Origin of the sequence: Dyella mobilis (genome assembly GCF_016904945.1) — a bacterium.
Classification (GTDB): domain Bacteria; phylum Pseudomonadota; class Gammaproteobacteria; order Xanthomonadales; family Rhodanobacteraceae; genus Dyella_B; species Dyella_B mobilis.
In genome coordinates, this window is the sequence record NZ_JADIKF010000038.1 from 372,450 (window position 1) to 399,400 (window position 26,951).

23 protein-coding genes are annotated in these 26,951 nt (G+C 62.8%); 13 read left to right on the forward strand and 10 right to left on the reverse strand.

Translation table 11 applies throughout. The features are described 5' to 3' along the window. Positions 1-13: 13 nt before the first annotated feature. A complete protein-coding gene (locus ISS99_RS09305) occupies positions 14-1,156 on the forward strand; it encodes an alpha-D-ribose 1-methylphosphonate 5-triphosphate diphosphatase (protein WP_204631333.1) in 1,143 nt (380 codons plus the stop codon). A gap of 54 nt (positions 1,157-1,210) precedes the next feature. On the opposite strand, the gene ISS99_RS09310 is transcribed toward ISS99_RS09305, so the two are convergent. Next, a complete protein-coding gene (locus ISS99_RS09310; RefSeq protein ID WP_204631334.1) occupies positions 1,211-1,498 on the reverse strand; it encodes a hypothetical protein in 288 nt (95 codons plus the stop codon). Between the two features lie 222 nt (positions 1,499-1,720). Between ISS99_RS09310 and ISS99_RS09315 the strand changes: the two genes are divergently transcribed. Both ISS99_RS09315 and ISS99_RS09320 read left to right on the forward strand, forming a co-directional pair. After that, positions 1,721-4,363 carry a TonB-dependent receptor gene (locus tag ISS99_RS09315; RefSeq protein ID WP_204631335.1) on the forward strand — a complete coding sequence of 881 codons (2,643 nt, stop codon included), beginning with the start codon at positions 1,721-1,723 and terminating at the stop codon, positions 4,361-4,363. Positions 4,364-4,443: 80 nt separating this feature from the next. After that, positions 4,444-6,465, forward strand: a complete 2,022-nt coding sequence (locus ISS99_RS09320; protein ID WP_204631336.1) for a tetratricopeptide repeat-containing sulfotransferase family protein — start codon at positions 4,444-4,446, stop codon at positions 6,463-6,465. On the opposite strand, the gene ISS99_RS09325 is transcribed toward ISS99_RS09320, so the two are convergent. Both ISS99_RS09325 and ISS99_RS09330 read right to left on the reverse strand, forming a co-directional pair. After that, positions 6,459-6,758, reverse strand: coding sequence for a type II toxin-antitoxin system RelE/ParE family toxin (locus ISS99_RS09325; RefSeq protein WP_204631337.1), 300 nt, complete (start codon positions 6,756-6,758; stop codon positions 6,459-6,461). The genes ISS99_RS09320 and ISS99_RS09325 overlap by 7 nt on opposite strands. Further along, positions 6,755-7,030: a YlcI/YnfO family protein gene (locus tag ISS99_RS09330; protein WP_204631338.1), complete on the reverse strand. Its 276-nt coding sequence runs from the start codon at positions 7,028-7,030 to the stop codon at positions 6,755-6,757. The genes ISS99_RS09325 and ISS99_RS09330 overlap by 4 nt, the downstream gene beginning before the upstream one ends. A 139-nt stretch (positions 7,031-7,169) precedes the next feature. On the opposite strand from ISS99_RS09330, the gene ISS99_RS09335 reads away from it, so the two are divergent. Both ISS99_RS09335 and ISS99_RS09340 read left to right on the forward strand, forming a co-directional pair. Then, a complete protein-coding gene (locus ISS99_RS09335) occupies positions 7,170-7,850 on the forward strand; it encodes a PadR family transcriptional regulator (protein WP_284343764.1) in 681 nt (226 codons plus the stop codon). A 19-nt stretch (positions 7,851-7,869) separates the two neighbouring features. Beyond that, on the forward strand, positions 7,870-8,667 hold the full coding sequence (locus ISS99_RS09340) for a siderophore-interacting protein (protein ID WP_204631339.1): 798 nt from the start codon (positions 7,870-7,872) through the stop codon (positions 8,665-8,667). A gap of 41 nt (positions 8,668-8,708) precedes the next feature. On the opposite strand, the gene ISS99_RS09345 is transcribed toward ISS99_RS09340, so the two are convergent. Then, entirely contained in the window at positions 8,709-11,141 is a 2,433-nt protein-coding gene (locus ISS99_RS09345; RefSeq protein ID WP_204631340.1) for a S9 family peptidase, read from the reverse strand. Positions 11,142-11,290: 149 nt separating this feature from the next. Between ISS99_RS09345 and ISS99_RS09350 the strand changes: the two genes are divergently transcribed. Next, the gene (locus ISS99_RS09350) at positions 11,291-13,396 is read left to right on the forward strand and encodes a prolyl oligopeptidase family serine peptidase (protein ID WP_284343763.1); all 2,106 of its coding nucleotides are present in this window, start codon (positions 11,291-11,293) and stop codon (positions 13,394-13,396) included. A 34-nt stretch (positions 13,397-13,430) separates the two neighbouring features. Here ISS99_RS09350 and ISS99_RS09355 read toward each other — a convergent pair whose 3' ends face one another. After that, on the reverse strand, positions 13,431-14,390 hold the full coding sequence (locus tag ISS99_RS09355; RefSeq protein ID WP_204631341.1) for a GlxA family transcriptional regulator: 960 nt from the start codon (positions 14,388-14,390) through the stop codon (positions 13,431-13,433). A 132-nt stretch (positions 14,391-14,522) separates the two neighbouring features. On the opposite strand from ISS99_RS09355, the gene ISS99_RS09360 reads away from it, so the two are divergent. Genes ISS99_RS09360 through hemC form a run of 5 tightly spaced genes read left to right on the forward strand, consistent with a single transcriptional unit; the run spans position 14,523 to position 18,631 of the window. After that, a complete protein-coding gene (locus tag ISS99_RS09360) occupies positions 14,523-15,167 on the forward strand; it encodes a cysteine hydrolase family protein (RefSeq protein ID WP_204631342.1) in 645 nt (214 codons plus the stop codon). Positions 15,168-15,224: 57 nt separating this feature from the next. Next, entirely contained in the window at positions 15,225-15,890 is a 666-nt protein-coding gene (locus tag ISS99_RS09365; protein WP_204631343.1) for an alpha/beta hydrolase, read from the forward strand. Positions 15,891-15,922: 32 nt separating this feature from the next. After that, positions 15,923-16,987 carry a sensor histidine kinase gene (locus tag ISS99_RS09370; protein ID WP_204631344.1) on the forward strand — a complete coding sequence of 355 codons (1,065 nt, stop codon included), beginning with the start codon at positions 15,923-15,925 and terminating at the stop codon, positions 16,985-16,987. Beyond that, positions 16,965-17,669 carry a LytR/AlgR family response regulator transcription factor gene (locus ISS99_RS09375; protein WP_204631345.1) on the forward strand — a complete coding sequence of 235 codons (705 nt, stop codon included), beginning with the start codon at positions 16,965-16,967 and terminating at the stop codon, positions 17,667-17,669. Before ISS99_RS09370 ends, ISS99_RS09375 begins: the two co-directional genes overlap by 23 nt. 44 nt (positions 17,670-17,713) lie before the next feature. Beyond that, positions 17,714-18,631: a hydroxymethylbilane synthase gene (gene hemC / locus ISS99_RS09380; RefSeq protein WP_204631346.1), complete on the forward strand. Its 918-nt coding sequence runs from the start codon at positions 17,714-17,716 to the stop codon at positions 18,629-18,631. Positions 18,632-18,691: 60 nt separating this feature from the next. On the opposite strand, the gene ISS99_RS09385 is transcribed toward hemC, so the two are convergent. From ISS99_RS09385 to ISS99_RS09395, 3 genes are all read right to left on the reverse strand, one after another. Further along, the gene (locus ISS99_RS09385; protein WP_204631347.1) at positions 18,692-21,583 is read right to left on the reverse strand and encodes a TonB-dependent receptor domain-containing protein; all 2,892 of its coding nucleotides are present in this window, start codon (positions 21,581-21,583) and stop codon (positions 18,692-18,694) included. A 344-nt stretch (positions 21,584-21,927) separates the two neighbouring features. Then, positions 21,928-22,740 (reverse strand): DUF481 domain-containing protein, encoded by an 813-nt coding sequence (locus tag ISS99_RS09390; protein WP_204631348.1) that lies wholly within the window; start codon positions 22,738-22,740, stop codon positions 21,928-21,930. 85 nt (positions 22,741-22,825) lie between these two features. Then, positions 22,826-23,686, reverse strand: coding sequence for a hypothetical protein (locus ISS99_RS09395; RefSeq protein ID WP_204631349.1), 861 nt, complete (start codon positions 23,684-23,686; stop codon positions 22,826-22,828). A 158-nt stretch (positions 23,687-23,844) separates the two neighbouring features. On the opposite strand from ISS99_RS09395, the gene ISS99_RS09400 reads away from it, so the two are divergent. Continuing rightward, a complete protein-coding gene (locus tag ISS99_RS09400) occupies positions 23,845-24,816 on the forward strand; it encodes a helix-turn-helix transcriptional regulator (RefSeq protein ID WP_204631350.1) in 972 nt (323 codons plus the stop codon). Between the two features lie 36 nt (positions 24,817-24,852). Further along, positions 24,853-25,794: a patatin-like phospholipase family protein gene (locus ISS99_RS09405; protein WP_204631351.1), complete on the forward strand. Its 942-nt coding sequence runs from the start codon at positions 24,853-24,855 to the stop codon at positions 25,792-25,794. Here ISS99_RS09405 and ISS99_RS09410 read toward each other — a convergent pair whose 3' ends face one another. Both ISS99_RS09410 and ISS99_RS09415 read right to left on the reverse strand, forming a co-directional pair. Next, positions 25,795-26,163, reverse strand: coding sequence for a DUF488 domain-containing protein (locus tag ISS99_RS09410; RefSeq protein ID WP_204631352.1), 369 nt, complete (start codon positions 26,161-26,163; stop codon positions 25,795-25,797). A gap of 69 nt (positions 26,164-26,232) precedes the next feature. After that, on the reverse strand, positions 26,233-26,949 hold the full coding sequence (locus ISS99_RS09415) for a glycosyltransferase (protein WP_204631353.1): 717 nt from the start codon (positions 26,947-26,949) through the stop codon (positions 26,233-26,235). Positions 26,950-26,951 lie beyond the last annotated feature (2 nt).

Consider the following 26,951-nt stretch of genomic DNA (forward strand, 5'->3'; position numbering starts at 1 on the left):
TGTAGAGACGATCATGAACGATTTAGCCCTGACCAATGCCCGCATCGTGCTCGACGACGGCGTGATCCACGGCAGCCTCATCGCCCGCAACGGCATGATCCGCCTGGTCAAAGAAGACTCGACCCAGGCACCCGGCGCGATCGACTGCGAAGGCGACTACGTGATTCCCGGCCTGATCGAATTGCATACCGACAACCTGGAAAAACACCTGATGCCGCGCGCCGGCGTCATCTGGCCATCGCTTCCCGCCGTGCTGACCCACGACGCACAAGTGGTAGCCGCCGGCATCACCACCGTATTCGATGCCCTGTCCGTGGGTGACCTGGAAGAAGAAAGCGTGCGCATCGAAACCTTGCGCAGCACTTACGACGCCATCTTGGACGGCCAGCGCAGCGGCGCGCTGCGCGCGGATCATTGGTTCCATCTGCGTTGCGAGCTGGCGTATCCGCGCCTGATCGAAGCGCTGGAACCGCTGATGGATCATTCCACCGTGCGCCTGATCTCGCTGATGGACCACACCCCGGGCCAGCGCCAGTACCGCGACCTGCAGCAATACCGCAAGTATTACAGCAAGAACCACATGAGCTGGACCGAGGACGAGTTTGCCGACGTCGTGAAGCGACGCACCGAGCAACAGGCCAAGTACAGCGCGATGCACGAAAGCGCGGTGCTAACCCTGTCGCACGGGCGCGACATCGTGCTGGCCAGCCACGACGACACCGATACGCAGCAGGTGGAGCATGCCAAGCGGGTGGGCGTGACGATCTCGGAATTTCCGACGACGCAAGAAGCCGCGGACGCCGCCCACGCGCACGGATTGACCACCGTGATGGGCGCACCGAATGTGGTACGCGGCGGTTCGCATTCGGGCAATGTCGCTGCACTGGAACTGGCACGCACCGGTCGCCTGGACATGCTTTCTTCCGACTACGTGCCGGCCAGCTTGCTGCATGGCGCCTTTCTGTTGCATACGCAGGCAGGCTGGTCGATGCCGCGTGCGATGGCGACGGTGAGCAGCAATCCTGCCAAAGCACTGGGCTTCGACGATCGCGGCCAGCTCAAGGCAGGCATGCGCGCCGACGTGGTGCGCATGCACGTGCTGGATGGCCTTCCGGTGGTGCGCAACGTATGGGTGGCCGGGCAACGCTCGTTCTGATTTTTTCTGCATCCGTCCAGCCGAATTGGTTAGACGGATTGCACGCTCCAATCCCTACGTTTGAAACTCGGCGTCGCAAGGACGTGCGCACGCCGAGATGTTTTTTTGCTCGAGCAAACTTGCTTCTGTCTGACGCACGATGCGCGGTGACATCGATAAGCATCGTCTTGCACGCATCGGTGTCATCGCACCGATTCGTTTCAAACGCGTCACGTGCTCACCTTGCGTTGTCACGTGCGCGACCGCGAAAAAAGGCGAGTTTTCTGCGGGAAATTCGCCTTTTTTTATATTGGCCAGCAGGCGTTGCGAAGGTACTGCAACAAAACCATCGCAGCGTGTCATCGTTTGCGCGTTTCACAGTCATCACACTGTCACGCCAATTCCCAAGAGTACGCGCGCCGCCGGGGGATCGGCGATGTGGATCACGCGCAAAGCTAGACAGCTTCGGAAGTTGACTAGCCTGCGTCACGAGCATTTCATCGCCCTCCCCTAGCCTGCTCGCCATCGCAGCACCAGGCATGCATGCCGGCGCTACCGGTTACCATCACCTCTGGGGACATTGACTTGAAGATCAACCCAATCACTTGCGCGGTGCTGGCCGCGCTTGCGGTCACACGCGTTTCGTATGCGGATGACACCACTCAGCCCGCTCCGACCACGCAACCCGTTGCCAATGCCCAGCCAGCCATGCCGGCCAAGCCGGATGCATCCAACGCCTCCACGCTCGGCGTGGTGACGGTTACGGCGCAGCACACCGCGCAGGACATGCAGGACGTGCCGATCACACTGCAGGCGTTCACCGGCAACACCTTGCAGCAGTTGAACATCGTCTCGTTCGACGACCTGATCAAATACCTGCCCAACGTCACCTTCGCGGCTAACGGACCGGGCCAGGGCAACATCTACATGCGCGGCCTGAGCACGGGCTTCCTGGGCAACCAGTCCAGCGCGACCATCGCGCCGTTCCCGAACGTGGCGGTGTACCTGGACGATCAGTCCATGCAGTTCCCGGCGCGCAACCTCGACGTCTACATGGTCGACATGGAACGCGTGGAAGTGCTCGAAGGCCCGCAGGGCACCCTGTTCGGCGGCGGCGCCGAAGCAGGCGCCGTGCGCTACATCACCAACAAGCCGAATCTTGACCGCGTGAGCGGCAGCGCCGAAGCCAGCGTCGGTGTCACCGACGGCGGCTCGCCGAACAATTCGGCCAACGCGATGATCAACCTGCCGATCATTCCGGGCACATTGGCCGTACGCGGCGTGATCTACAACGAACACCAGGGCGGCTACATCGACAATGTGCCGAGCACGTTCACCCGCCAGCCGACCGATGGCGGCGGTGCGATGGCTCCGTACGTGGCGGCCGGCGCCGCTCCCGTTGCCAACAATTTTTCCGTCGCGCAAAGCGATTGGAACCCGATCGATTACCAGGGTGCCCGCCTGTCTGCCTTGTGGAAGATCAACGACAACTGGAACTTCCTGATTGCCGAGAGCTATCAGGACATGAACGCCAAGGGTCAGTCGTCGACTTATCCGGTGGGTGCGGACGGCCAGACGTTGGGCACCGACCAGATCACCGCGTTCGTGCCGGGCTGGAATGACGATCATTTTTCCAACACCGCCTGGACCTTGAACGGCCAGATTGGCGACGATCTCTCGCTGGTCTACACCGGCGGCTACACCAATCGCCACATCAGCGAGCAGCAGGATTACACCAACTACGCGCGTAGCGCCGGCGGCATGTATTACCAGTGCACCGGTACCTCGGCGGGCCTGTCCAGCGCCGGCAAGCCGATCTGCTACTCGCCGGCCGGCTATTGGAACGACCACGTGGCAAGCACGCACGAAAGCCACGAATTGCGCCTGAGCACGCCGGAAGACGATCGCCTGCGTTTCATCGGCGGCCTGTACTACGAAGATTTCAACATCGACGACCACATGGCCTTCGACTACTTGACGATTCCGTCTTGTACGCCGACCAACCTCACCAGCGCACTCGCCGGCGGTTACCCCTGCGTGGCCAACGCCCAGTCCTCTCCGGGCGTGAACATGCCGGTCGGTACGGCATTCGGCGAAAACGCAGAGCGCGGCTACAAGCAGGAAGCGGCCTTCGGCTCGGTGTCGTATGACGTGCTGCCCGACGTGCTGACGCTGACTGCCGGTACCCGCTATTACCATTACTCCGAATGGCAGACCGGTACCGAGTTCTACACCACCTCCGCCCAGGTGAACGTGCCCAACGGCACCTACGTGGGCAACGATACGGTGATGGACTATCACAAGTCGTACCACGGCTTTAAGAGCCGCGTGAATGTGGTGTACCACATCACGCCCGATACGATGGTGTATTACACCTTCTCGCAGGGCTTCCGCCCCGGCGGCTTCAACCGCACGACCTCCGGCGTGGCCAAGCTCGATGGCGTGGCGCAGTACAAGAAGCCGATCAGCTATGCGCCCGATACGCTGACCAACAACGAAATCGGCTTCAAGACCACGTTCCTCGACGACCGCCTGCTCTTCAACGGCTCGCTGTACGACATGCGTTGGAACAACGTGCAGATGCAGTTCTTCAACCCGCTGGTGCTGGGCAACACCACCTTTGCGGTCAACGGTCCGAACTACAAGGTGGACGGCCTCGAGCTGCAGTTCCAGGCGAAGATTACGGACGGCCTGTCGGTCATCGGCTCGGGCTCGCTCAACCACGCCAAGCAGACCAACTCGCCGTGCCTGTACAACAACATTCCGGGTTCGGCCAACTACAACCGTTGCATCACCGAAACCGGTGCCATCGGCGACGTGAGCTCCTTCACCAACCCGTTCGGTGAAGTCGGCAGCACGCCGGCCTTCTCGCCGCGCTCGCAGTACAACGTGCGTCTGCGCTACGACTGGATGTTCAACGGCGGCTTCAAGGCCTTTGCGCAAGCCGGTTTCAACCGTACCGGCTCGATGTACAACCAGCCGGCCACGTACCCGAGCGGCGCGGGCGTGACCGACGTTACCACCGTGGAACTGCGTTACCTGCAGGGCGGCTACACCACGGTCGACGCATCGATCGGCGTGTCCAAGGACAACTGGGACGTTTCCTTGTACGGAACCAACCTCACCAACAACCACGCCAGCGTGTTCACCTCCTCGGCTCAGTTCATCGAGTCGGAAGTGCCGATCCGTCCGCGCGTGCTGGGTGTGAAGGTAGGCTTCAAGTTCTAATCCGCCTGTTCCCCTGGCGGATCGGTAGAATTGGGGTGGGCGTAAGCCCACCCCCTTTTTTTCAGGTTCTTCGAGCACTCATGAGCACTGCGGCCGTCGACTCCGTTCAATCCTCCGTCGATCAGGAAATCCGGCGCATACGCCAGTTGCAGGCCGATGGCCAGTACGCGCAGGCCTTGCAGGCAGCGCAGGAGCTGTCATCACAGGCGCCGGATCGTTATGAGGCGGTGTATCTGACGGCGCGCGCGCAACGCTATCTGGGCCACATCGACGACGCCCTGCGGACGCTGGAGCGGTTGGAACAGGACCGTCCTCTATACAGCCGCTTGCACGAAGAGCGCGGCCATTGCTACGTAGTCATGCGCGATGCGCCCCGCGCCATCGATGCACTGCTGCGCGCCGTCAACATCAATCCCGCGTTGCCCTCAAGCTGGAATCTGCTGAACGGCCTTTACCGCATGATCGGCGATGACGCCAACGCGGCAACCGCTGCCTCGCATGTCGCCACGCTCAAAAGGCTGGCGCCGGACGTGGTGCTTGCCACCGGTCATTTCTCGGACGGCGAACTCGATCCGGCCGAACAAATCATTCGCGCATATCTGCTCAAGGTCGGCAACGATATCGAAGCCATGCGGCTACTGGCGCGCATCGGCCTGGCGCGCGGCGTATTCGACGATGCCGATCTGTTGCTCGAGGCCGTATTGAAAGTCGCGCCCGAATACCGCGCGGCGCGCTACGACTATGCCTGCGTGCTGTTCGAGCGGCATTTGTATCAACGTGCCTACGAGCAAATTGAGCAGCTGCTTGCCGCCGATCCCGATCACCTCGATTACCGCACGCTGTATGCCAGCGCCAGCGTCGGCCTCGGCGAACACGATCGGGCCATCACGCTATACCAGAAACTTTTGCTGGATGCGCCAGGGGCGGCGGATGCGCATCTGTCGCTGGCACACGCCCTGAAAACCCAAGGACGACAGGCCGAAGCGATCGACGCCTACCGCGCCGCGACGGTGGCGCGTCCGAGCTTTGGCGACGCGTATTGGAGCCTGGCCAATCTCAAGACGTACCGTTTTCCTGACGAGGAAATCGATCGCATGCGGATGGTGGAGGCGTCGGCATCCACCCCGTTGATCGACCGCTACCACCTGTGTTTCGCACTGGGCAAGGCGTTTGAAGACCGCGGCGATTTCGCTCAGTCGTGGCACTACTACGAACGAGGCAATACGCTGAAGCGCTCCGAGAGCCGCTATCGCGCCGAGATCATCGAAACCAATACGCGCAGGCAGGTCGAGGTTTGCACGCGCGAATTCTTTTCCGACCGCGCGCACGTCGGCGACCCCAGCCCGGACCCGATCTTCATCGTCGGACTGCCGCGTGCCGGATCGACCTTACTCGAGCAAATCCTCGCCTCGCATTCGCAGGTGGAAGGTACGCAGGAATTGGCCGACGTTCCGCGCATCGTGCAGGAGCTCCAGGGCCGCGAACCCGATCTCGACGATCCGCGCTATCCCGGTGCACTGGCCGATCTGCAGCCGGAGGATTTCCGCAGGCTTGGCGAAAAATACCTGCGCGATACGCGCATCTATCGCGGCAACAAGCCTTTCTTCATCGACAAGATGCCGAACAACTTCCGGCACCTCGGCCTGATTCACCTGATGCTACCGAACGCCAAGATCATCGACGCGCGGCGCGAGCCGATGGCGTGCTGCTTCAGCAACCTCAAGCAGCTGTTCGCCAACGGCCAGGAGTTCACCTACAGCATCGAAGATATCGCGCGTTATTACCGCACCTATCTGGACCTGATGCAGCATTGGGACGCGGTGCTTCCTGGCCGCGTCCTGCGCGTGCATCACGAAGATGTGGTCGACGACCTGGAAGGCAGCGTGCGGCGCATCCTGGATTTCTGCGGATTGCCGTTCGAACCTGGCTGCCTTCAATTCCACAAGACGGAGCGCAGCGTGCGCACGGCCAGCTCGGAGCAGGTGCGCCGACCGATTTTCCGCGACGGGCTCGATCAATGGACGAACTATGCGCCTTATCTTGGTTCACTCAAGGATGGGCTTGGCGATGCGTTGCTGCGTTATCGCTCCGACAATCAGTAATAGTCGTCTTCGCGCTGATGCCTCAAAGCAATGATCGTCACCACGTTTTCTTCGTCGATTTTAAATAGTGCAACGTAACCAGACGATCCGAACGAAATAAGCAGCTCGCGTAAAAATGGATGGCCCGCGTCGGCCTTGCGACACGTATACGGAAACGATTCCAGAACGCCAACCGCTTTGCGAATGGCATCCAGTGCCCGCCGCGCTGCAGTGGCATCCTTTTGCAACAGGAACTGGTAAAGGCGAATCAGATCGAGGCGTGCTGCTTCCGTGTAGCGAATCTGGTAAATCAACGATTCCCTTCCTTTGCCTCAACCTGCCGCAGCATCTCTTCGAGATCGGCCAGCACTCGTTCTGAAGAAAAATAGACGCCCGTCTTCTTGGCGTCTTCATAGGATGCCAAGCCTCGAGCAATAAATTCTCGATGCATCTGCCGCCGGGTGATGCTGGCACGCAGCGATTCCTCCATGAACGACGAAAGGCTCTCGCCTTCGTTCAATACGCTTTCTGCCGCTTGACGCAACTCCGGATCGACACGGAGAGAGGGCAACGTCGCGTTTTTCATAGCGATAACTCCATGCATTGCATTTGCGATGCAAACTTTAACACGCAGAATGCCCGCTCGTACAGTAGTGCAGGCTTGTTTCCGACATAATTTAGATATATCGTTTTGGAAACACATTTCGATATATCGGAGTTATATCGTGCACAGACATCCCCTGTTTCACCGCTTCCTGCACCGCCATCATCGCTGGCACGGCATGGACGGTAGCGAGCCGTTTGAATATGGCGATGAGGCTTTTGCCTATGAATTCCACGGCGGCCGCGGTGGCCGCGGCCGTTTTGGCCATCACCACGACGGCGACGCTTTCAGCGACTGGAACGGACTGCACGGCGGCGGCCGGCGTGGCGGCGGGCGCCTGCTCGGGCATGGCGATCTGAAACTGCTGCTGCTGGCCCTGATCGAACAACAGCCGCGCCACGGCTACGAGCTGATTCGCACCATCGAGGAAATGTTTCACGGCCAGTATTCGCCCAGCCCGGGCGCGGTCTATCCGACCCTGACCATGCTGGAAGAACTCGGCCATGCGTCGGTGGCGAACGAGCAGGGCGGGCGCAAGCTGTATGCGATCACGGACGAAGGCCGCGCCTTCCTCGACCAGAATCGCGCGGCCGTGGATGCGATGACCGAGCGCACCAAGCACAGCGCGCGACTGATCGCCAAATTGTCCTTGCCGCTGGCCGTACGCAAGGCCATGCACGTGCTCAAGCATGCGGTGCTGATGCGCGCGGGCGATTGGAACAAGGCCGAAGCGCAGCGCGTCGCCGCGATTCTCGAGCGTGCCGCCACAGAAATTGCCACCGGCCGCACGGATGAAGCCTGATACGGAACAGGAATCGACCATGACGCGGCACGAACATCGCACGGTGCGGCACGTGCTCGTACGTCGTATCGTGGAGGTACGCAGCAGCAAGCGCATCACGCCGCACGTGCAGCGCGTCGTTTTGGGCGGTGATGAACTGCACGGATTCGTCAGCGCGGCGCCCGACGACCACGTCAAGCTCATCTTTCCCAATGCGCACGGCGAACTGGTGTTTCCCACGCCCGGCCCCAACGGACCCGAATTCCCGCCGAATGCCCTGCCTTCCCCGATGCGCGACTACACGCCGCGCGACTACGATGCGGAACGCCGCGAGCTGATCGTCGATTTCGTGATTCACGGCGACGGCCCTGCATCGGCCTGGGCCGAGCAGGCCGCGCCCGGGCAGCGCCTTGGCATCGGCGGTCCGCGAGGTTCATTCGTGGTCGCCGAGGATTTCGACCATTACGTGCTGGCGGGCGACGAAACGGCGCTGCCCGCCATGGCTCGCCGGCTGGACGAGATGCCTGCGGGTACGCGAGTGCACGTGCTGGCGGAAATTCCGGAAGCTGCGGATCGCCAGCCGCTGGGCTCGCAGGCGCAATTTCGCGTGACCTGGCTCGAGCGCGAAGGCACCGATGCCGCCGGCAGCCGTCTGCTGGAACTCGCCTTGCGCGAGCTTCCCGAGCGACCGGGCGATACGTTCTATTGGATCGCCGCCGAATCGCGCCGCGCACGCGCCATGCGCAAATACCTGGCCGAAGAACGCGGCGTACCCAAGGAATGGATCCGCGCCACCGGTTATTGGACGGCCGCCGGTGCGGATGACGAAGAAGAATGATCTCAACTCACCCTCCCCCGAAGGGGAGGGCCAGATTCGCGTCAGTGGGCTTTGCCCGGCTTCACCCAGGTTTCGAACAATTCGTCGATGCGACGGTATTCGTCGTACCACGAATCGGCGTGTTCGAATTCGTGGCGCTCCAGCGGATAGAGCGAGATCCAGAAATTCTTCTTGTGCAGTTCGACGAAGCGCTCATACAGGCGCAGCGAATCGCTGGCCATGACGTTGTCGTCGATCAGGCCGTGGTTGATCAGCAACGGATCGCGCAAGTTGGCGGCATATTCGATCGGCGAACTGGTCTTGTAGGCCTGCGGATCCAACTGCGGGTCGTTCAAGATGTTCGCGGTGTACTGGTCGTTGTAGGTGACCCAGTCGGCCGGCGGACGCTGGGCTGCGCCAGCGGCGAACTCGCCGGGCGCGCGCAGCAAGGCCATTTCGGTCATGAAACCGCCGTAGCTGCCGCCGTAAATGCCCACGCGCCTGGCATCCACCCCGTGGTTCTTGACCAGCCAGGCTTTGCCGTCGAGCAAGTCTTCCAGTTCCGGATGACCCATCTGGCGATAGATCGCCGTACGCCACGCGCTGCCATAACCTTCCGAAGCGCGGTAATCCAGGTCGAGCACGACATAACCCTGCTGCACCAGCAGATTGTTGAACAACTGTTCGTGCTGGTAATACGTGGCCGATTCGCTGACGTCCTGCAGATAGCCCGCGCCATGCACGAAAATCACTGCAGGCCGTGACGACGCTGCGTCGGTTTCGTTAGCCGGACCATAGTATTTGGCATAGATGACGCCGGCGCCGTGCGAAGACGGCACTTCCACGATCTTCGGCTGGACCCACGCGTGCGCGGTGAAGCCAGGTTTCATGGTGTTGGTGAGTTCGCGCGGCGCGCCGCCTTGCGCGCTTTGTACGGCGAGCTGCGGCAGCACGTAGGCCGACGAATGCAGCACGGCAAGCTGGCTGTCGTCGGGCGACAGTGCGAACTGGTCCATGCCGCCGTATTGCGTGGTGCGGTCCAGGCTGCCGCCGGTGGAAGGCACGCGATAAACGTCATAGCTGTACGGCGCCACCTGGTTGGTGCGCAGGTAGAACCATTTGCCGTCGTTGGAAAGCTGCGGCTGGCTGACTTCGAACTTGCCGCGGGTCAGCGCCTTAGCCGCACCGTCGACCGGTTTCACGTAGAGCTGGGAATAGCCGCTTTCTTCGCTCAGGTACCACAGCGTGCGGCTGTCTTTGAGCCAGCCGAAATCGTTGAAGATCCAGTTGATCCAGGCATCGTTGTGCAGTCGATGCTGTGGCACCAGTTCGTGCTTGTTGAAGTCCACGCTGGCGATCCAGCGATCCTTGCTGTCGATGGATAGAAATTCCAGCGCCACGTTGCGCCCGTCCTCGCTCCACGCAATGCCGGCACTGCCGCTGTCCATGCTGTACATCGTCACCGGACGCACGTCGGGTGCCTTCAATGCCTTGGCTTCGTCATCCTTGCCGGCCTTTTCCAGCTCCGCCACGGTCTTGGCGCGAATGGCCTTGAGCGGATCGTCCTTGATGCCGGGCAGGTTGTCGGTGGAGAGCGGAAATTGCTTGTGCGCAACCAGGTCGAGCAACAGCACCGATTGCGGCGCAGGATCGTTGCGTCCGACGTAGGTACGCGCGTCTTCGGTCTCGGTGTAGCCCGAATCGGTGACGTAGTGGATCACATACGGGGCTTTGCCATCGTCGTGATGTGCGGGCTGGGTGACCACCAGCATCCAGTGGCCATCCGGCGACAGTTCGGTATCTAACGCTTGTACTTTGTCGCCGAGGTAGAACGGCAAAGGGGCGCGTGAGGGATCAGCCTGGGCCAAGGCCTGCTGCTCGGCGTGTTCGGCATCCTTGTCCTGCTTGTTTTCTCGCAGCTCCTTGAACAGATCCAGTTGCTGCCGTTCTAGCGCATCCGGCTTCTTGGCCTGGGGATCGTCGCTGAATTTCAGCACGGCGGCCGGTGCGGTGACGCCGCTGGCCAGATCGTAGACGAACCAGTTGGTGCCTTCGCGGAACTGCAGCGAGCGGCCGTCGGCCGAGAATTGCGGCGCCGATTCAGGCTGCGCGCTGCGCGTCACCTGTACGCGCTGGCCGTTGCCCAGGTCCACCAGGAAAACGTCGCCGTGCAGGATGTAGGCGGCGTGCCGATGGGCACGGTCGTAGACCGCCGGTCCCTCCGCGCGAGCCATCGCCGCGGCATCGAGCTTGCTGCCCTGGCCGCTGGCAGGGTCGACGCGATACAAGTCGTGCACCGGGCTGCCATCGCGCTTGAGGCTGTAGTACAGGTTGCGTCCGTCGACGCTCCAGTAGGGGTTTTCCACCGCATGCCCCATCCAGTCCGGATTGGCCATGATGGTTTCCAGATCGAGCGGTTGCGCGTTCGATGCGGTTTGCGCTGCCACCGGCAGAACGGAAAAAGCTATGAGGCCGGCAAGCAGCAGTCGACGCATGGGTCGCTCCCTGGTTCCAAACCCCTCAGCATAGCCAAGTGAAAAGGTCTGGCAAGCGCCAAGGGTCCCGCTTCTACCGATTCGGCCTGCGGGATAGGCTGCTTGTTTGGCCGCGCCTTTCTGCGGCCGCAGACGCGGGGAACCATCACGTGAATCCTTTATTGCGCCGCTTGCCCGTTCTTGCCCTGGCCGCCGCCGTTGCGGCGCATGCCGACAGCGGCAGCAAGCCACCGGCTTCGCCCACGCACCCGGCCTCCAGCAACTTGCATGGCGTGACCGTCGACGACCCGTATCGCTGGCTGGAAAACCCCGACGATCCGGCCGTGCAAGCCTGGATTGCGGCGCAAAACCAACACACCGAAGCGGTGTTGGCGGCCATGCCCGACGGCGAGGCGATGACGCATCGGGTGCAGCAGCTCGCCGTTACCTCGACCACGCGGTCTTCGCCCTTGCTGGCCGGCGGCACGTTGTTCTACATGCAGGAAACCCCACCGCAGCCGCAGCCGCAGCTGATGGCGCAGAAGTGGCCCGACGGCAAGGCGCGCGTATTGGTCGACCTCAACGCGGGGGACGGCAATACCGCGATGACCGGCTATTGGCCTTCGCCAAGCGGGCGTTACCTGGCTTACGGTACGGCCGAAGGCGGCAGCGAGCTGACCACCCTGCACGTGCTCGACGTTGCCACCGGCAAGGTGATGAGCGATGCCCTGCCCTACGCTGGCGGCGGCACCACGCCGCAAGGCGTTGCCTGGGATGCCGACGAGCACGGCCTTACCTATGTGCGCTTTCCGCTGCCACCGGCGGGTACGGAAGTTCGGCAGTTCGATGCGACGCTGGTGCATCACGTCATCGGACAGCCGTCCGCTTCGGATGAAGTGGTATTCGGCAAGGGCTACTCGAAGGTAGCCGAGTATCGACTGCTCTCTTCACCGGGCGCCAAGCAGCTGGCGGTACTCGCGAACGTCGGCGACGGCGGTCCCGCCGAGGTCTATCTGCGCGAGGGAACGCATTGGAACAAAGTGCTCGGCGACGAGGCGAACGTGCGCGTAGCGGCCTGGGTCGGCCAGCGCCTGTTTGTCACCAGCTTCGCCGATGCGCCGCGCGGCAAGGTGCTTGCGGTGGACGAACGAGGCAAAGTCGACACGATGTTGCCGCAACGCGATGGCGCATTGCAGGACGTCGCGCCGATTGCCGACGGCTTCCTGGTCACGCGCAGTTGGGGACCGGACTGGTGGATGGAGCAATACGATGCGCACGGCACCCTGGTGCGCCGCCTCCCGTTGCCCCAGCACGGCATCGGTATTGAGGGCGTAGCTGCCGAACAGGGGCAGGACCGAGCCTTGATCACCTACGGCGGTTGGACCTTGCCCTCGCGCTGGGCCGATTACGACGCCAAGACGGGCGTTCTGCACACCGTGTTCGAGGTCAAGCCCGCGGCCGACTACAGCAAGGTGCAAGTGCAGCGCATCGACGGCACGTCGAAGGACGGCACCAAGATTCCGGTGACCGTGCTGTCCATGCCGGGTACGACAACCAATGGGCAACGCCCCACCATTCTTTACAGCTACGGCGGCTACGACATCCCGATCGCCCCGCACTTCATCGCCTCCGAGCTGGCATGGCTGGAGCGCGGCGGCGTACTCGCCTTCGCCAACATCCGCGGCGGCAACGAAAACGGCGAGGATTGGCACGCGCAAGGCCAGAAGCTGCTCAAGCAGAATGTGTTCGACGATTTCCACGCCGCCGCGCTGGCGCTGATCGACACGCATTGGACCGACCGCCGGCACCTGGGCATTCTGGGCGGCAGCAACGGTGGCTTGCTGATGGGCGCCGCCCTGGTCGAGCACCCGCAGGACTATCGCGCCGTGGTGTCGATGGTGGGTATCTACGACGTGATCCGCCACGAAACGAATTTCGCCAATGGCGCCTATAACGTGAGCGAGTACGGTACGGTCAGCGACCCGGCGCAGTTCAAGGCCACGCTGGCGTATTCGCCGCTGCAAAATGTGAAGCCGCATACGGCTTACCCGGCGGTGTTGATGACCACCGGCGCCAACGATCCGCGCGTGGCGCCGTGGCAGTCGCGCAAGTTCACCGCGGCGTTGCAGAACGCGACGACCTCCGATGCGCCAATTCTGTTGCTGACGCGCATGAATGCCGGACACGGCATCGGCGCACCGTTCAGTCAGCGCGTGGGCAACACCGCGATCATGCTGACGTTCTTTGCCCAGGAACTCGGCCTGGATACGAAGTAGCGCGATGGCAGGCGTGAGCGAGGCGCAAGCCCGCTCACGCTTCCGGACCGCGGAATTCGCGCCGATAAGTGGAAGGCGTGGTGTTGAACGCCGCGCCGAAATGTTGCCGCATCGACAGCGCGGTGCCGAATCCCGCCCGTTCGGCAATGCGTTCGATCGGCTGGTCGGTGGTTTCCAGCATGCGCTGCGCCAGGCTCAGCCGCTGGGTCAGCAGCCATTGCCCCACGGTCATGCCCAGGTGCTGGCGAAAGTGCCGGGTAAAGCTGCGGCGGCTCATCAAGGCGCGCGCCGCCAGCGAATCGAGGCTGTGGGACTGATCCAGATGGCGTTCTGCCCAGCTCAACGTGCGCGTCAGCGGGTTGTCCTGCGCGCCGGCCAAGACCGGCCGTTCGATGTATTGCGCCTGGCCGCCTTGCCGATGCGGCGGCACCACCAGGGAGCGCGCGATGCGATTGGCGGCTTCCGCGCCGAACTGGCGCCGCACCACGTGCAGACAGCAGTCGATGCCGGCCGCAGTGCCCGCGGAAGTGATCACGTCGCCCTGGTCGACATAGAGCACGTTCGGTTCGAGCTTCACCTCGGGAAAGCGCTGCGTGAAATGCTCGGTGCCTCGCCAGTGCGTGGTGGCATGCCGGCCATCGAGCAAGCCGGTTTCCGCCAGCACGAAGGCGCCAAGGCATAGCCCCACCAAGGTCGCACCTCGCTCGTGGGCGCGATGCAACGCGGCCAGCAGCGGCGCCGGTGCGGCCTCGGCGGGATGGCGCCAGGACGGCACGATGACTACCTGGGCCCGCTCCAGCTCTCGCAATCCGTACGGCGTGGTGATGCCGAAACCCGCCTGCGTGCGCAGTTCGCCGGACTCGATCGCGCATACCTGCACGTCGAACGAGGGCGCATCGTCACCGCTGGGATCGCCGAACACGGCGCAGGGTACGGACAGGTGAAAGGGCCGGATCTGGTCGAACGCGGCAATGGCGACCTTGATGAGCGGCATGGCGGGTGCCCCGGAAGCATTGGCCCGATTCTATCTCAGAATGGCAAACAGGCCACTGTGGGCAAGGCGAGCGACGGCGGACCATGTGCGCACCGGGAGCAGCGCTCCCCCTCCTCAAAAAGGTATGCAGCCATGAACCAGGCTCCGCGTCGCGCACTGATCGTCATCGACGTGCAAAACGAATACGTCACCGGCAACTTGCAGATCCAATACCCGCCCGTGGCCGGCTCGTTGCGGCAGATCGGCCGTGCCATGGATGCGGCCCACGCAGCGGGCATTCCGGTGATCGTGGTGCAGCAGTCTTCGCCCACCGATTGGCCGCTGTTCGCCACCGGCTCGCAGGGCTGGGCCTTGCACGACACGGTGGCCAGCCGGCCGCGCGACCACTATCTGAGCAAGCTGAAGGCAAGTGCCTTCATTGGCACCGACTTGGCCGATTGGCTATCCGAGCACCAGATCGACACGCTCACCGTGATCGGCTACATGACCCACAACTGCAACGACACCACCATCAAGCATGCCGCCGATCGCGGGATGCAGGTGGAATTCCTGCACGATGCATCGGGCAGCGTGCCTTATGCCAATCGTGCCGGCTTGGCCAGCGCTGAGGAGATCCATCGCGTTTTCAGCGTGGTGCAGCAATCCAACTTTGCCGCGGTGCTGAGCACGGACGAATGGCTGGAATGTCTGGCCAGCGGCCGACTGCCGGAACGCGACAACGTGCATAGCTCGCATCAACGCGCGCTGGAGCAGCTCGGGCAGACCGCGGCGGCATGAACGCGGCGCACCGGGGCGGCTGCTACGATGCCGCTCCGGTTCCCATCGTTGAAGCCCATGAGCCTGCTCCCCACCGTCGAAAACGAAACCGCCGCCAGCCCCGTCTACAGCGTCATCTGGCTGCATGGCCTGGGTGCGGATGGGCATGATTTCGCGCCGATCGTGCCCGAGTTGGTCGAAGCGCAATGGCCGGCGCTGCGTTTCGTGTTTCCGCATGCGCCGGTGCGCCCGGTCACGATCAACGGCGGCATGGCGATGCGCGCCTGGTACGACATCTACGGCTTCGACCTGGTGTCGCGACAGGACGAAGCGGGCGTGCGCGAATCCATCGCCCAGGTGGAAGCCCTGATCGCGCGCGAGCAGGAGCGCGGCGTGCCCAGCGAACGCATCCTGCTCGCCGGTTTCTCGCAGGGCGGCGCCATCGCCTTGGCCGCGGGCCTGCGCCATTCGCAGCGGCTGGCCGGCATCATTGCGCTGTCCACCTATCTGCCGATCGCCGATTCGCTGGCCGCTGAGCGCGGCGCAGCCAATGCCGCGGTGCCGATCTTCTGGGGCCACGGTACCTTCGATCCGGTGGTGGCGATGCAGCGTGGCGTCGATTCCCGCAAGGTGCTGGAAGCGCTCGGCTATCAGGTGGCATGGCATACCTACCCGATGGCGCACGCGGTCTGTGCGGAGGAAATCGCGGATCTGCGTCGCTGGATGGACGAACGCCTGCGCTGAAAGCGGCGACGGCAGCGGGCATACTTGTCCGCATGCCGGAATCCTCGTCCAAAGCACCGACTCAACCGCACAGTCCGCTGCCGGACTTCTGCAGCCTGCCGGTGATTTCCGCCCTGCTGGTAGTAGGCGCGCTGTGTGTGACGCTGTGCTGGCTGGCACCGGAAAGCACGCGGGGGTGGCGCGGCTACAGCGTCGGCATGCTGTTCGTGGAATGGCTGGCGATCGTCATCGGCGTGGCTTTGTGCAAACTGCATCCCTGGTTGCGCCGCCTGCCCGGGCTGCTGCCGTATGCCGGCGTCTGGCTGGTCATGCTGCTGATCGTGACCGCAGGTAGCATGGCCGCCGAGTGGATGGACCAGATGCTGGGCATGCAACTGATTCTTTCTGGGCCGCACGTTTTCGTGCGCGACAATGCCTTGATCGCCGCCCTGCTGGGCGCGGCCATGCTGCGCTATTTTTTCGTGCTGGCCGAATGGCAGGCGCGATTGGCGGCGGTAGCGCATGCCAGGGTCGAGGCCCTGCAGGCACGCATACGTCCGCATTTTCTGTTCAACAGCATGAATACGGTGGCCGCCTTGGTTCGCGTGGATCCGGTGGCCGCCGAACGCACGGTGGAAAACCTTTCCGAATTGTTCCGCGCCGCCCTGGGACAACACGACACGCATACCGGCACCTTGGGCGACGAATTGCAGCTGGTCGATCGCTATCTCGCGATCGAGGAACTGCGCCTGGGCGAGCGTTTGCGCGTACGCCGCGAACTTGAAAACCTGCCGCTGGACGCCTCGCTGCCGTTGTTGCTGCTGCAGCCGCTGGTGGAAAACGCCGTGCGCCACGGCATCCAGCCGCGCCGCGAGGGTGGCGAGATCGTGCTGCTCGGCAGCTGCGAGAACGACATGATGCAGATCCAGATCGACAACCCGCTTGCCGACGAACCGAGCAGCGGCGGCAGCGGCCACGGCTTGAACAATGTTCGCCAGCGTGTTGCCTACCATTTCGGGCCGCGTGCCAGCATGGAAGCGGGACCGCACGAAGGCCGCTTTGTAGTGAAGCTGCGTCTGCCGGTGGAGATGCGCCATGCGCGTGCTGATCGTCGATGACGAACCGCTGGCACGCGCGCGGCTGGCTACCTTGCTCGGGGAGTGCGAGGACGTGGAGATCGTCGGCAGCGTCGGCGATGGCGAGGCGGCGCTGACCGCGCTATCCGATAGCCGCCCGGATGTCTTGCTGCTGGATATCAACATGCCGGGGCTCGACGGCAAGGCGCTCGCTGCGCGGCTGGCCAACCGGACCCGGCCGCAAATCGTGTTTTGCACCGCCTACGAGGCGCATGCCGTCCACGCGTTCGAGCTTGGTGCCGCCGATTACCTGCTCAAGCCGGTACGGGTGGAACGCCTGCAGGATGCGCTGCGGCGCGTGCAGCAGAGGCTGGAAGCGCATCTACGCGAACCCAGCGGATGGCTGCATGCACGCGTGCGCGGAGAGCCGGTGCGCATGGCGCTGGATGACGTGATCTGCCTGCTGGCGGAAGAAAAGTACGTAGTCGCCCATCGCAGCGGCGACCAGCTGCTGCTGGATGATTCGCTGCGCCAGCTGGAAGAAACCTACCCCGACCAGTTGATCCGACTGCATCGCAACTGCCTGGTCCCGGCTCACCGGCTGATCGGTCTGAAGACGTTGGCCGACGGACGCGTGTTGGCGCGCCTCGCCGGCACGGATTTCAGCCCGGAAGTAAGCCGCCGCAATCTCCCCGCCTTGCGCAAGCTGCTGCGCATGGGGTGACCGGTGCGCGACAATAGCGACGACCGTTTATCACCGGAGCTGTCATGACGCCCACGACCCTGCGCATCGCCACACGCAAGAGCGCACTCGCGCTGTGGCAAGCCGAACACGTGGCAGGACTCCTGCGCGCCGCTCACCCCGGGCTTCGCGTGGAACTGGTGCCGTTGTCGACACGCGGCGACGAAATTCTCGACAAGCCGCTGGCCACCATTGGCGGCAAGGGCTTGTTCCTCAAGGAACTGGAGGTGGCGATGCTGGAAGGATGCGCCGACCTGGCCGTGCATTCGCTCAAAGACGTTCCAGCAGAACTGGAAGCGGGCTTCACGCTCCCGGCGATCCTGCCGCGCGCGGATGCCGCCGATGCCTTCGTCAGCAACGACTACGCCGAGCTGAATGCGTTGCCACGTGGTGCGCGTGTCGGTACGTCGTCGCTGCGCCGGCAGGCCCAACTGCGTGCCATGCGGCCCGACCTGGAATTGCTGGACCTGCGCGGCAACGTCGGCACGCGTCTGCAAAAGCTTGATTCCGGTCACTATGAAGCGATCCTGCTGGCTTGCGCAGGGTTGGAACGCCTGGGTTTGCACGATCGCATCCGCAGTCGCCTGGCGGCACCGGACTGGCTGCCTGCACCGGGCCAGGCGGCCATTGCGATCGAGGCACGCATCGACCAGATTGAAGTGCTCGAAGCCCTCGCCGTGCTGGATGACGCCGATACGCGCCTGGCGGTGACGGCGGAGCGCGCTATGAATCACCTGCTCGGCGGCAGTTGCACCGTGCCGGTGGGCGCATGGTGCACGGTCACCGAGCACGGGCTGCATTTGCGCGGCATGGTCGGCGATGTATCCAGTGGCCGGCTGTTGCTGGCGGAAGCCGCCGGCGAAGGCGACGATCCGGTAAAGCTGGGCCATGACGTGGCCCAGGCATTGTTCGCACAAGGCGCCTCGGCATTGCTTTCGCGCTGAGGAAAACCCGAGGACGATCCAACGGATCGCCCTCGTCGCAGGCACGCAAGGTTTGATCGCTCAGAACTTCTGGCTGTATTGCACGTAGAAGTAGCGATCGATATCGAACTGCGGGTTGTAAGGCGGACTGCCGGAACCGGCCGAAGCCACGTTGTAGTACAGCGGCCCTTTCTTGTTGAAGATGTTGTTGACGCCCAGCGAGAGCTTGCCGTTCCACGGCATGCTGTAGCGAAACTGCGCGTCGTTGAAGGTCGTCGAACCTTTTTGTGCCACGCCCTGGCCGGGATTTACCGGATTGGGATAGTCCGGGTTATCGCACTCGATGCCGACATCCCAGCAGCTGTCCTTGAGGCCGGAGAAGTAACGCACCGTCCAGCTTGCGCCGAATTGCTTGTAGTCCCAGTCCAACTGCACGTTGGACCGTGTGCGATACAGCGCCTGCGTACCGCTCATCCAGCCGGCGAGGTTCTTGGTCAACGACCCCGGACCATTGCTGGTTTGATAGCTGCTCAGATAATTGCCGTCCACACCGACGCGGAATTGGCCAAGGGGCGTTACCGGCAGGCGGTAGTGAATGCCGAAATCAAATCCGCGCGTATTGACCGATCCCAGGTTTACCGGGCCCTCCCGCAGCGAGTTGATGAGACCGGAACTGTCGCGCGTGATATTTGCGCAGTAGTCGGCAAGGTTCTCGATGTAGCAGTAGTTCAAAATGTCGCTGGCATCGAGGTAAGTGACCGCCTGCTTCAGGCGGATGTCGTAGTAGTCCAGGGTTACATCCAGGCCATCGACGTAGTGCGGGCTGTAGACCAGCCCCATGGTGCGCGTGCTGGACGTTTCCGGCTTCAGCTTTGGGTTTGAGCCTTGAGTGAAGGGAATGGTCGTTTGCCCGCCATTGGGACCGACTTCCCCGGATTGGCCGATCTGTCGATAGTTCGTCGGCACGCCGGCCGCTGCACAGGCGGCAGCGACGTTCGCGCTGCCCACGGCAGCACCATAAGCGCTGTCGCAAGGATCGAGGAAAGTTTCAAAGCTTTGCGCATTGCCGCCGAAAAGATCCTGCAGGGCCGGAGCACGAAAACCCTTGGCATAGGTACCGCGCAGCAGCAGATCGGTAATGGGCCGCCAGCGTATGCTGTATTTGTTGTTGGTCGTGCTGCCGAAGTTGCTGTAGTGCGAATAGCGGCTGGCGACATTGAGGCCCAGCTCTTGCGCTCCCGGCAGGTCGCGCAGCAATGGCACGTCCAATTCCAGGTACGCCTCGTTCACGTCGTAGCGGCCCTTGGTGGGATCGCTTGCGAGATTGGTCGTCAAGCCTGCCGAATCCGGACCATACGGACGGAAGTAGCCTTTTTCGCGGCGATGTTCCAGGCCTCCGGCGATATTGACCGTACCACCGGGTAGATCGAACAAGCCGCCGCTCGTGTTCACCGTGATGTCGTCCGTCTGGCTCTGTTGTCGCGCGGTACCTACGGCATTGAGATAAGACCACAACGAAGACGGTGTATGGCCCGGGCCCGCCAACACATTCCACGGCACGCAACCGGCGGCGCGTGCTGCGGCATCGGCGCATGCCAGTTGCCCATCGATCACCGTGGTGGGGCCGATCGCATTGAGCACGTTCGGCAGATACAGATTGCCGGTGGTTATTTGCTTGATATTGTTCTGGGAGAAGGTGTAGTTGGCATCCCAGCTCCAGTCGTGACTGAGAAAGCTGAAGTAGCCCTGGGCGCCCAGGTCTACGTGGGCGAGCCGGGAATTGGCCCAGGTAATGCGCGGCAGTTCCACCGTGCGGCGTGCAAAGGGCGTTTCGTAGCCGGGAAACGGGTTGTAGGCATTGTTCGGATCCATCACCAGGTTGGCGGTATCGATGCCTGATGTCGATAGCGGATATCCCGCGAGCTGGCTGCTGGTATCGCGCGTGCTGTAGGTGGCAGTGCCCGTCAGCGTGATGTCGTCGGTGAGCTTGTAGCGTTCCTGCGCGAAGATGGTTTTGAGCTTGCTGCCCGCGCGGAAGGTCGAGTCCTGGTTCGTGTTGTAGAGGTCGCTCGGGTCGCCGGTGAATCGATGGTAGTTATCCAGGTTTCCGGTATCTGCGCTGCCATGGTTGATGACGTACTGATTGGGAACCCACTGGCCGTTCTTATCGTATTTGCCGGCGCCCGGGGTGCCCTCCGCGCGTGGATCCGTCACGCGGCCCCAGGGCCCTAGCCCCAGACTATCGTCGGGGTGGCGTGGACCGGCGCCGTAGCGCGTGATGGCGCGCGTGCGATCCCACATCGGCGATTCGTCCTGATAGGACGCGCTGATGATGGTGGATGACTTCGCGGTGTTGTGGCCCCAGGTGAAATCGGCGTTTTTCTGCTGGCCATCGCCCTTTTGATTGGAGCCGTAATACACGTTGGCTTCGGCGCCGTCGAATTTCTCGCGGGTGATGATGTTGACCACGCCTGCGATGGCGTCGGAACCGTAGATGGATGAGGCGCCGTCTTTCAGGACATCGATGCGCTCGACCATGGCGACCGGAATGGTCGACAAGTCGGTGAGGCCGCTGAGGCTGGTGCTCCACCGATGACCGTTCACCAGCACCAGCGTACGCGTGGAGCCCAGGTAACGGATGTCGACGTAGCGCCCGCCCACATCCGCGCCGTTCAACAAAGTGTCCTGCGGAGTAATGTCCGGCGTACCTGCTGAGGGCAGGCGCGCCAGCACATCGTTGAGGTTGGTCAAACCCGTGGCCTGAATCGCCTGACGATCCATTGTAAAGACCGGCTGCGACGTTTCCACATCCACGCTGCGAATGTGCGAACCGGTCACGGTGATGGCCTCCAGGTTCTTGGCCTTTTTCGGTTCGCTACTACTGTCGCTGCCGACATCCTGCGCCGACGCCGTGCAGGTAAACATGGTCAATGCCGCCGCAACGGCCGATGCGATCAGGGTTTTCTGCCTCATCTGAACAGCTCCTTCTATTGTGTCTGGTCTGGTTCGGCTGCGGTGTGGCGCGGGCGGCGTTCATCGCACACACCTCTCTTTGCGCGCGCATCGTGCTGCGTACGAAATGAGCGCGGATGCCCCTGGAGGTCAGGCGATGGAAGCGGCACGAGCAAGCGTTATCGAGCCTTTTTCAGGCTCTCCTAATCACTCGTGGGATGACATAGCGAATGCGCGAAAGCCGCGTGGTTGATGGCGGAAACGCGTGTAGGCGCTTTCAGAAATCGCGCAAAGAAAAACCCCTCTGCCAAAGGCAAGAGGGGTTTGGCGTGGCATGGCCGCGCAAAGCGCGGCGGACGCTTCGGTTAGAGGTTGTAGACCACGTTGGTGGTCGTCAGCGTGTCGGTGCGGCGGATGCCCGGCAACACTTCGCTATTGTGGCGGACCTGGAAGCCGACCTTGATGGCGAGCTTCTTGGTCATGCTGACCGCAAGCCCGGCATCGTTCTGCATGTAGGTGTTCTTGCTGCCCGCTTCGGTCAGGAACGTATCTTCGAAGGAGGTGTTGTCGGTGATGCGGTATTTGTAGTTGATCAGCCCGCGTGCCACCACCTGGTGCTGGGTCGGTTCGCTTTCCAGCACCTCTTTGCCTTCGATCGTCACGTAGCCGGTAGCCGGCTGGTATTCGGTGTAACCCGGGCCGATTTCGAAAGACAGCTGGGTGCGGTCCGTCTTCAAAGCCATGTAGCCGTAGCCGACGGAGACCGTGCCCTGCCAGCGGTTGGCGGCAAAGTCGTCGTGGTCGTAGCGGCCGGCGGCCACGATGTAGCTGCGGGTATCGAGCTTGTAGCCGGCCGAAGCGCCGAAATCGTAGCGGCTGGCGGTGGTATCGAATTGCTTGATCGAGTTGCCCTGGGGATCGACTACCGTGACCTGGCCCTTGGTGCGCAGCCAGTCAGCGAAGAAGTCGTTCTTCCACTGATCGGTTTCCTGGTGCAGTTTTACTTTCGCATTGATGTTCTGCGAACGGGAATTGCCCGTCGTCGAGGCGAAGCCCAATTCACCTGAGCCGGTCCAGGTGCCCCAAGAGGTCTGGACGCCGGACGAGGTGTCCTGGGCCTGGGCAGCGAATGTGGCCAGGGTGGCAAGCGCCAGACCGGTCAGCAGGATAGTTTTCATCGCTGGTTGTCCTATTGTTAAAAAGTTGTGCAACGCGCCACTTTAATGGCACGGCTTGAATCTTCTGTGAATGTTTAGATCGGTATTAATACCGATCACGCGGCCAAAACGGTTCGATCTGAGCCGAACGTGCCTGAGCGGAGCGCGTAAGCGCAAAGTCGTAGAGCCACAGCTCCAGACTTTTTCCAATGATACAGGCAGTTGCCGCACACGGTGCCAGCCATCGGCCGCCGGGGACGATCGGCATCAGCAGCAGGCTGAGGCTGGGCACCACCCAGACCAGGATGGCGGCCAGGAATCGCCGGGACTGCAACCCCTGCGCCGCCCGCTGGTATTCGCCCAGGCCGGGCTCGGTCAGGGATTGCCAGTTCAGCCCATCGACCAGGCCCAGCAGCATGGCCATCAGCAGCAGACCGATCTCCCACGGCAAAGGCTCCACCACGCTCCCCGTGAGATCGGCCTGAAAGATCACACAGACCCACAACCACAGGCCACCGCTGTACCAGGCTGAAAGCAACCGGCTCACTGGCAATTGGATGGCGATCCCTGCCCGGCTGGCCAGACGGCGCGTGCGGTAGCCATAGGCACTCGTCACCAGGCAGGACAGGCTGCAGATCATCAGGATCAGGCTGGCCACGCGCGTGGCCCAGAAGCCGTCCGTGCCGCGGACCAGGCCCGCCAGGCCAAGCAGGGGCAGGTAGGTGGCAAGGGCCAGCATCGCCTCGCGGGTCGGGCGCTGCGCGGTGCCGACGCGCCAGCCATGCCATTCGGGCATCACGCGCGAGCGCATGCAGGCTGCCAGCAGACCGGCACTGACGAACACGCAGCCCAGCGTCAGCGGTACCAGCGCTTCCCCGCGCCCGGTGCGGTAGATCCCCAGCGCCAGGGCCAGGCCAAGCAGGGTCCACAGGCCATAGCCGCACAGGGCCAGGGCCTCCAGGAGCATGGGCGCCAACCCTGCCGGAGGGGCATGGAAGTCGCCGTTCACCGACTGCGATGGAGGGGACGAATTGATCATGAGGACCGGGGAAAGTCCGCACGCGCGCTTGCGGGCGTCACGTAGCATGCTCATGCTACACAAATCCCCGGCCGCCGAAAGTCGACATGGATCGCTACGAGCGCATTCTTACCCTGCACCGCCTGCTGAAATCGGCCCATTACCCGGTGCCGCTGCCCAGACTGATGGACGAGCTGGAATGCTCGCGCGCCACGCTATATCGCGACATTGCCTTCCTGCGGGACGCCCTGGGGGCACCGATCGAAAGCGCCGGCGGCGAGCACGCCGCGTTTCGCTACGAGGCCACCGAAGGCCAGCGCTTCGAGCTGCCCGGCCTGTGGCTGACCTCGGACGAACTGGCCGCCTTGCTGGCCTTGAACGAACTGATCGGCCGCAGCGGTCCCGGCGTGCTGGCCGGCGCGCTGGCGCCGTTCAAGGCACGCATCGAGCATCTGCTGTCGGATCGTGCCAGCGGCAAGGCGTTGCCGGTGGAACGTATCCGCGTCATTCCGTGGGGCGAGCGCAAGCTGGACCAGCAGGTTTTCCGCATCACCGCCGGTGCAGTGCTCGATCGCAAGCAGCTGCGTTTCCTCTATCGTGCGCGCACCACCAATAACGAAAGCCGACGCACGGTATCGCCGCAACGGCTGACGCATTACCGCGACAACTGGTACCTGGACGCGTGGGACCACGACCGCGAGGCTTTACGCAGTTTCGCGGTGGATCGCATCGTGGAACCGCATACCCTGGAGGCCGCTGCCACCGACGTGGCGGAAAACGACCTGAACGATTTGCTCGCTTCCAGCTACGGCATTTTTGCCGGCAAGCCGAAGGCGTGGGCCACGATCCGCTTTTCGGCGCATGCCGCGCGCTGGGTGGCGGACGAGCATTGGCATTCCCAGCAGAAAGGAAGCTGGCTGCCGGACGGCCGCTATGAATTGCAGGTGCCGTATTCCAATTCGCGCGAACTGCTGATGGATGTACTCAAGTACGGTCCGGATGCGGAGATCGTGGCGCCACTGCCGCTGCGTGAGGAAATGAAGATCATGCTTCAGCTGGCTTTGGGCGGTTATCAGTAGTCCAAACCCCTGCCATCCCGCGCTAACATGCCAGGGATGGCAGTCACCGATCCCCGACAAGAAGCTGTCGACAAAGCACCCGCACGCAAGCCCGCCGTGGCCTTGGCCCTAGGCGCAGGCGGTGCCAAGGGTCTTGCCCACATTGGTGCCATCGAGGAACTCGAGGCGCAGGGGTTCGAGATCACCGCGATTGCCGGCTGCTCCATGGGCGCGCTGATCGGCGGCATCCATGCCATGGGCAAATTGGATATTTATCGCGACTGGGTCTGTTCGCTGGACAAGTTCGATGTGCTGAAACTGGTCGATTGGTCGTTCTCCTTTTCAGGCGGGGGACTGATCAAAGGCGAGAAGCTCATCGGCACGCTGCTCGACTTGATCGGCGACACCCTGATTGAAGAATTGCCGATCGCCTTCACCGCCGTCGCCACCGATATCGAACGCGAACGCGAGGTGTGGCTCACGCGCGGCTCGTTGTTCGATGCAGTGCGCGCGTCCATCGCCATCCCTACCCTGTTCCGCCCGCATTCCATCGACGGGCGCGTATTGGTGGACGGTGCGTTGCTCAACCCCGTACCCGTGACGCCGCTGATCCGCGACCCGGCCGATTACGTGATCGCCGTGAGCATCGATGGCCCCGCCGATACGAATACGCCCGTGCAGATGTCCGCCAGTGCGACGCCGGCCAGGCGCGGCATCGGCCGGTTGCTCGGCCGGCTGCTTCCAGGCGACTCCAAGGCCGCCCAGACCAAGGTGCAGGAACACGGCGCGCTGGAATTGCTGGTGCAGTCGATGGATCTGATGCAAGCCAATCTTTCGCGTCTTCGCCTGGCGGCGTATCAACCGGATCTGCAGGTACAGATCGCGCGCAACGTCTCGAGCGCTTATGAGTTCTATCGCGCACGCGAGCTGATCGAACTCGGCCGGGCCAAGACACGCGCGGCGCTGGCAGAGTGGAATCCGGGTCGTTCGGATGCTTAGCTAGGCAAGCCCGTTCGCCTTGATCCAGCTGTCGAGATACATCTTCAGCGCAACGGCCTGGTTGTGTTCCTCATCCTTCGCACCGAAGAGCAAGGTCACGGGATGCCGTTCGGCCTGGGTCACCAAGGGTTGCCAGAAGGTTTTGCGCGCATCCAGCTCGCTGGCGTAGCGATGGCGAAAACCTTCCCAGCGGGCGGGATCGTGGCCGAACCAGCGGCGCAGTGCCGTCGTCGGCGCCAGCTCCCTCGCCCAGATGTCGAGGGCCGCATCTTCTTTCTTGAGGCCTCGCGGCCACACGCGATCCACCAGTACGCGATAGCCATCCGTTTTTTTGGCGGGCTCGTAGACGCGTTTGACGACAATACTCACGGACGGTCTCCTATACGAGACTACGACCGTCAAGCATACGCTTCAGTCATTCAATCGGCGTGATGGCGCTCAGGATTCTTCGACACGGGTGACTTTGGCCCGGCGCATCAGCCAGGCGACGCCGCGCAGGTCGGCAACGCCCACCCACAAGCGATCGAGCATGCCGTATTTGGATGTGCCGGCGGTGCGCGGCCGATGGCCGACCGGCACGCTCTGGCTGCGATAGCCGGCACGGTTGACCAGCGCCGGCAGGTAGCGATGCATGTGGTCGAAGTACGGCAGGCGCAGGAACAGCTCGCGCTCGAACAACTTCAGGCCGCAGCCGGTATCGGGCGTGCTATCGCGCAACATGCGCGAACGCACCGCGTTGGCGATCTTGGAGGAAATGCGCTTGTTGAAGCTGTCCCGGCGCGTGGTGCGCCAGCCGGCGAACAGCTTGATGCCCGGCTCGGCGGCATCGCGCGCGGCGAGCAGCTTGGGAATGTCGGCCGGATCGTTCTGGCCGTCGCCGTCCAGCGTGGCGATCCAGGCACCGCGAGCTGCGTGTACGCCGTTCCACACGGCAGTGCTCTGCCCGCTGCGGGTAACGTGGTGCAACACGCGCAGTTCCGGATAGCCGGCCTTCTGGGCGTTCAGCACGGCGCGGCTGTCGTCGCTGGAATCGTCGTCGACGTAGACGATTTCGAAATCCACTTTGCCGCGCAGCGCCGTGGCTATTTCGGCCAGCAGTGGCGGAATGTTGTCGCGTTCGTTGAAGACGGGCACGACGACGGAAAGTTGCGGCATGG

Coding starts and splice junctions, on each gene's coding strand:
- ISS99_RS09305 (WP_204631333.1), top strand. CDS start 14: ATGAACGATTTAGCCCTGACCAATGCCCGCATCGTGCTCGACGACGGC.
- ISS99_RS09310 (WP_204631334.1), bottom strand. CDS start 1,498: ATGACACGCTGCGATGGTTTTGTTGCAGTACCTTCGCAACGCCTGCTG.
- ISS99_RS09320 (WP_204631336.1), top strand. CDS start 4,444: ATGAGCACTGCGGCCGTCGACTCCGTTCAATCCTCCGTCGATCAGGAA.
- ISS99_RS09330 (WP_204631338.1), bottom strand. CDS start 7,030: ATGAAAAACGCGACGTTGCCCTCTCTCCGTGTCGATCCGGAGTTGCGT.
- ISS99_RS09340 (WP_204631339.1), top strand. CDS start 7,870: ATGACGCGGCACGAACATCGCACGGTGCGGCACGTGCTCGTACGTCGT.
- ISS99_RS09345 (WP_204631340.1), bottom strand. CDS start 11,141: ATGCGTCGACTGCTGCTTGCCGGCCTCATAGCTTTTTCCGTTCTGCCG.
- ISS99_RS09355 (WP_204631341.1), bottom strand. CDS start 14,390: ATGCCGCTCATCAAGGTCGCCATTGCCGCGTTCGACCAGATCCGGCCC.
- ISS99_RS09360 (WP_204631342.1), top strand. CDS start 14,523: ATGAACCAGGCTCCGCGTCGCGCACTGATCGTCATCGACGTGCAAAAC.
- ISS99_RS09365 (WP_204631343.1), top strand. CDS start 15,225: ATGAGCCTGCTCCCCACCGTCGAAAACGAAACCGCCGCCAGCCCCGTC.
- ISS99_RS09370 (WP_204631344.1), top strand. CDS start 15,923: ATGCCGGAATCCTCGTCCAAAGCACCGACTCAACCGCACAGTCCGCTG.
- ISS99_RS09375 (WP_204631345.1), top strand. CDS start 16,965: ATGCGCGTGCTGATCGTCGATGACGAACCGCTGGCACGCGCGCGGCTG.
- hemC (WP_204631346.1), top strand. CDS start 17,714: ATGACGCCCACGACCCTGCGCATCGCCACACGCAAGAGCGCACTCGCG.
- ISS99_RS09385 (WP_204631347.1), bottom strand. CDS start 21,583: ATGAGGCAGAAAACCCTGATCGCATCGGCCGTTGCGGCGGCATTGACC.
- ISS99_RS09390 (WP_204631348.1), bottom strand. CDS start 22,740: ATGAAAACTATCCTGCTGACCGGTCTGGCGCTTGCCACCCTGGCCACA.
- ISS99_RS09395 (WP_204631349.1), bottom strand. CDS start 23,686: ATGCTCCTGGAGGCCCTGGCCCTGTGCGGCTATGGCCTGTGGACCCTG.
- ISS99_RS09400 (WP_204631350.1), top strand. CDS start 23,845: ATGGATCGCTACGAGCGCATTCTTACCCTGCACCGCCTGCTGAAATCG.
- ISS99_RS09405 (WP_204631351.1), top strand. CDS start 24,853: ATGGCAGTCACCGATCCCCGACAAGAAGCTGTCGACAAAGCACCCGCA.
- ISS99_RS09415 (WP_204631353.1), bottom strand. CDS start 26,949: ATGCCGCAACTTTCCGTCGTCGTGCCCGTCTTCAACGAACGCGACAAC.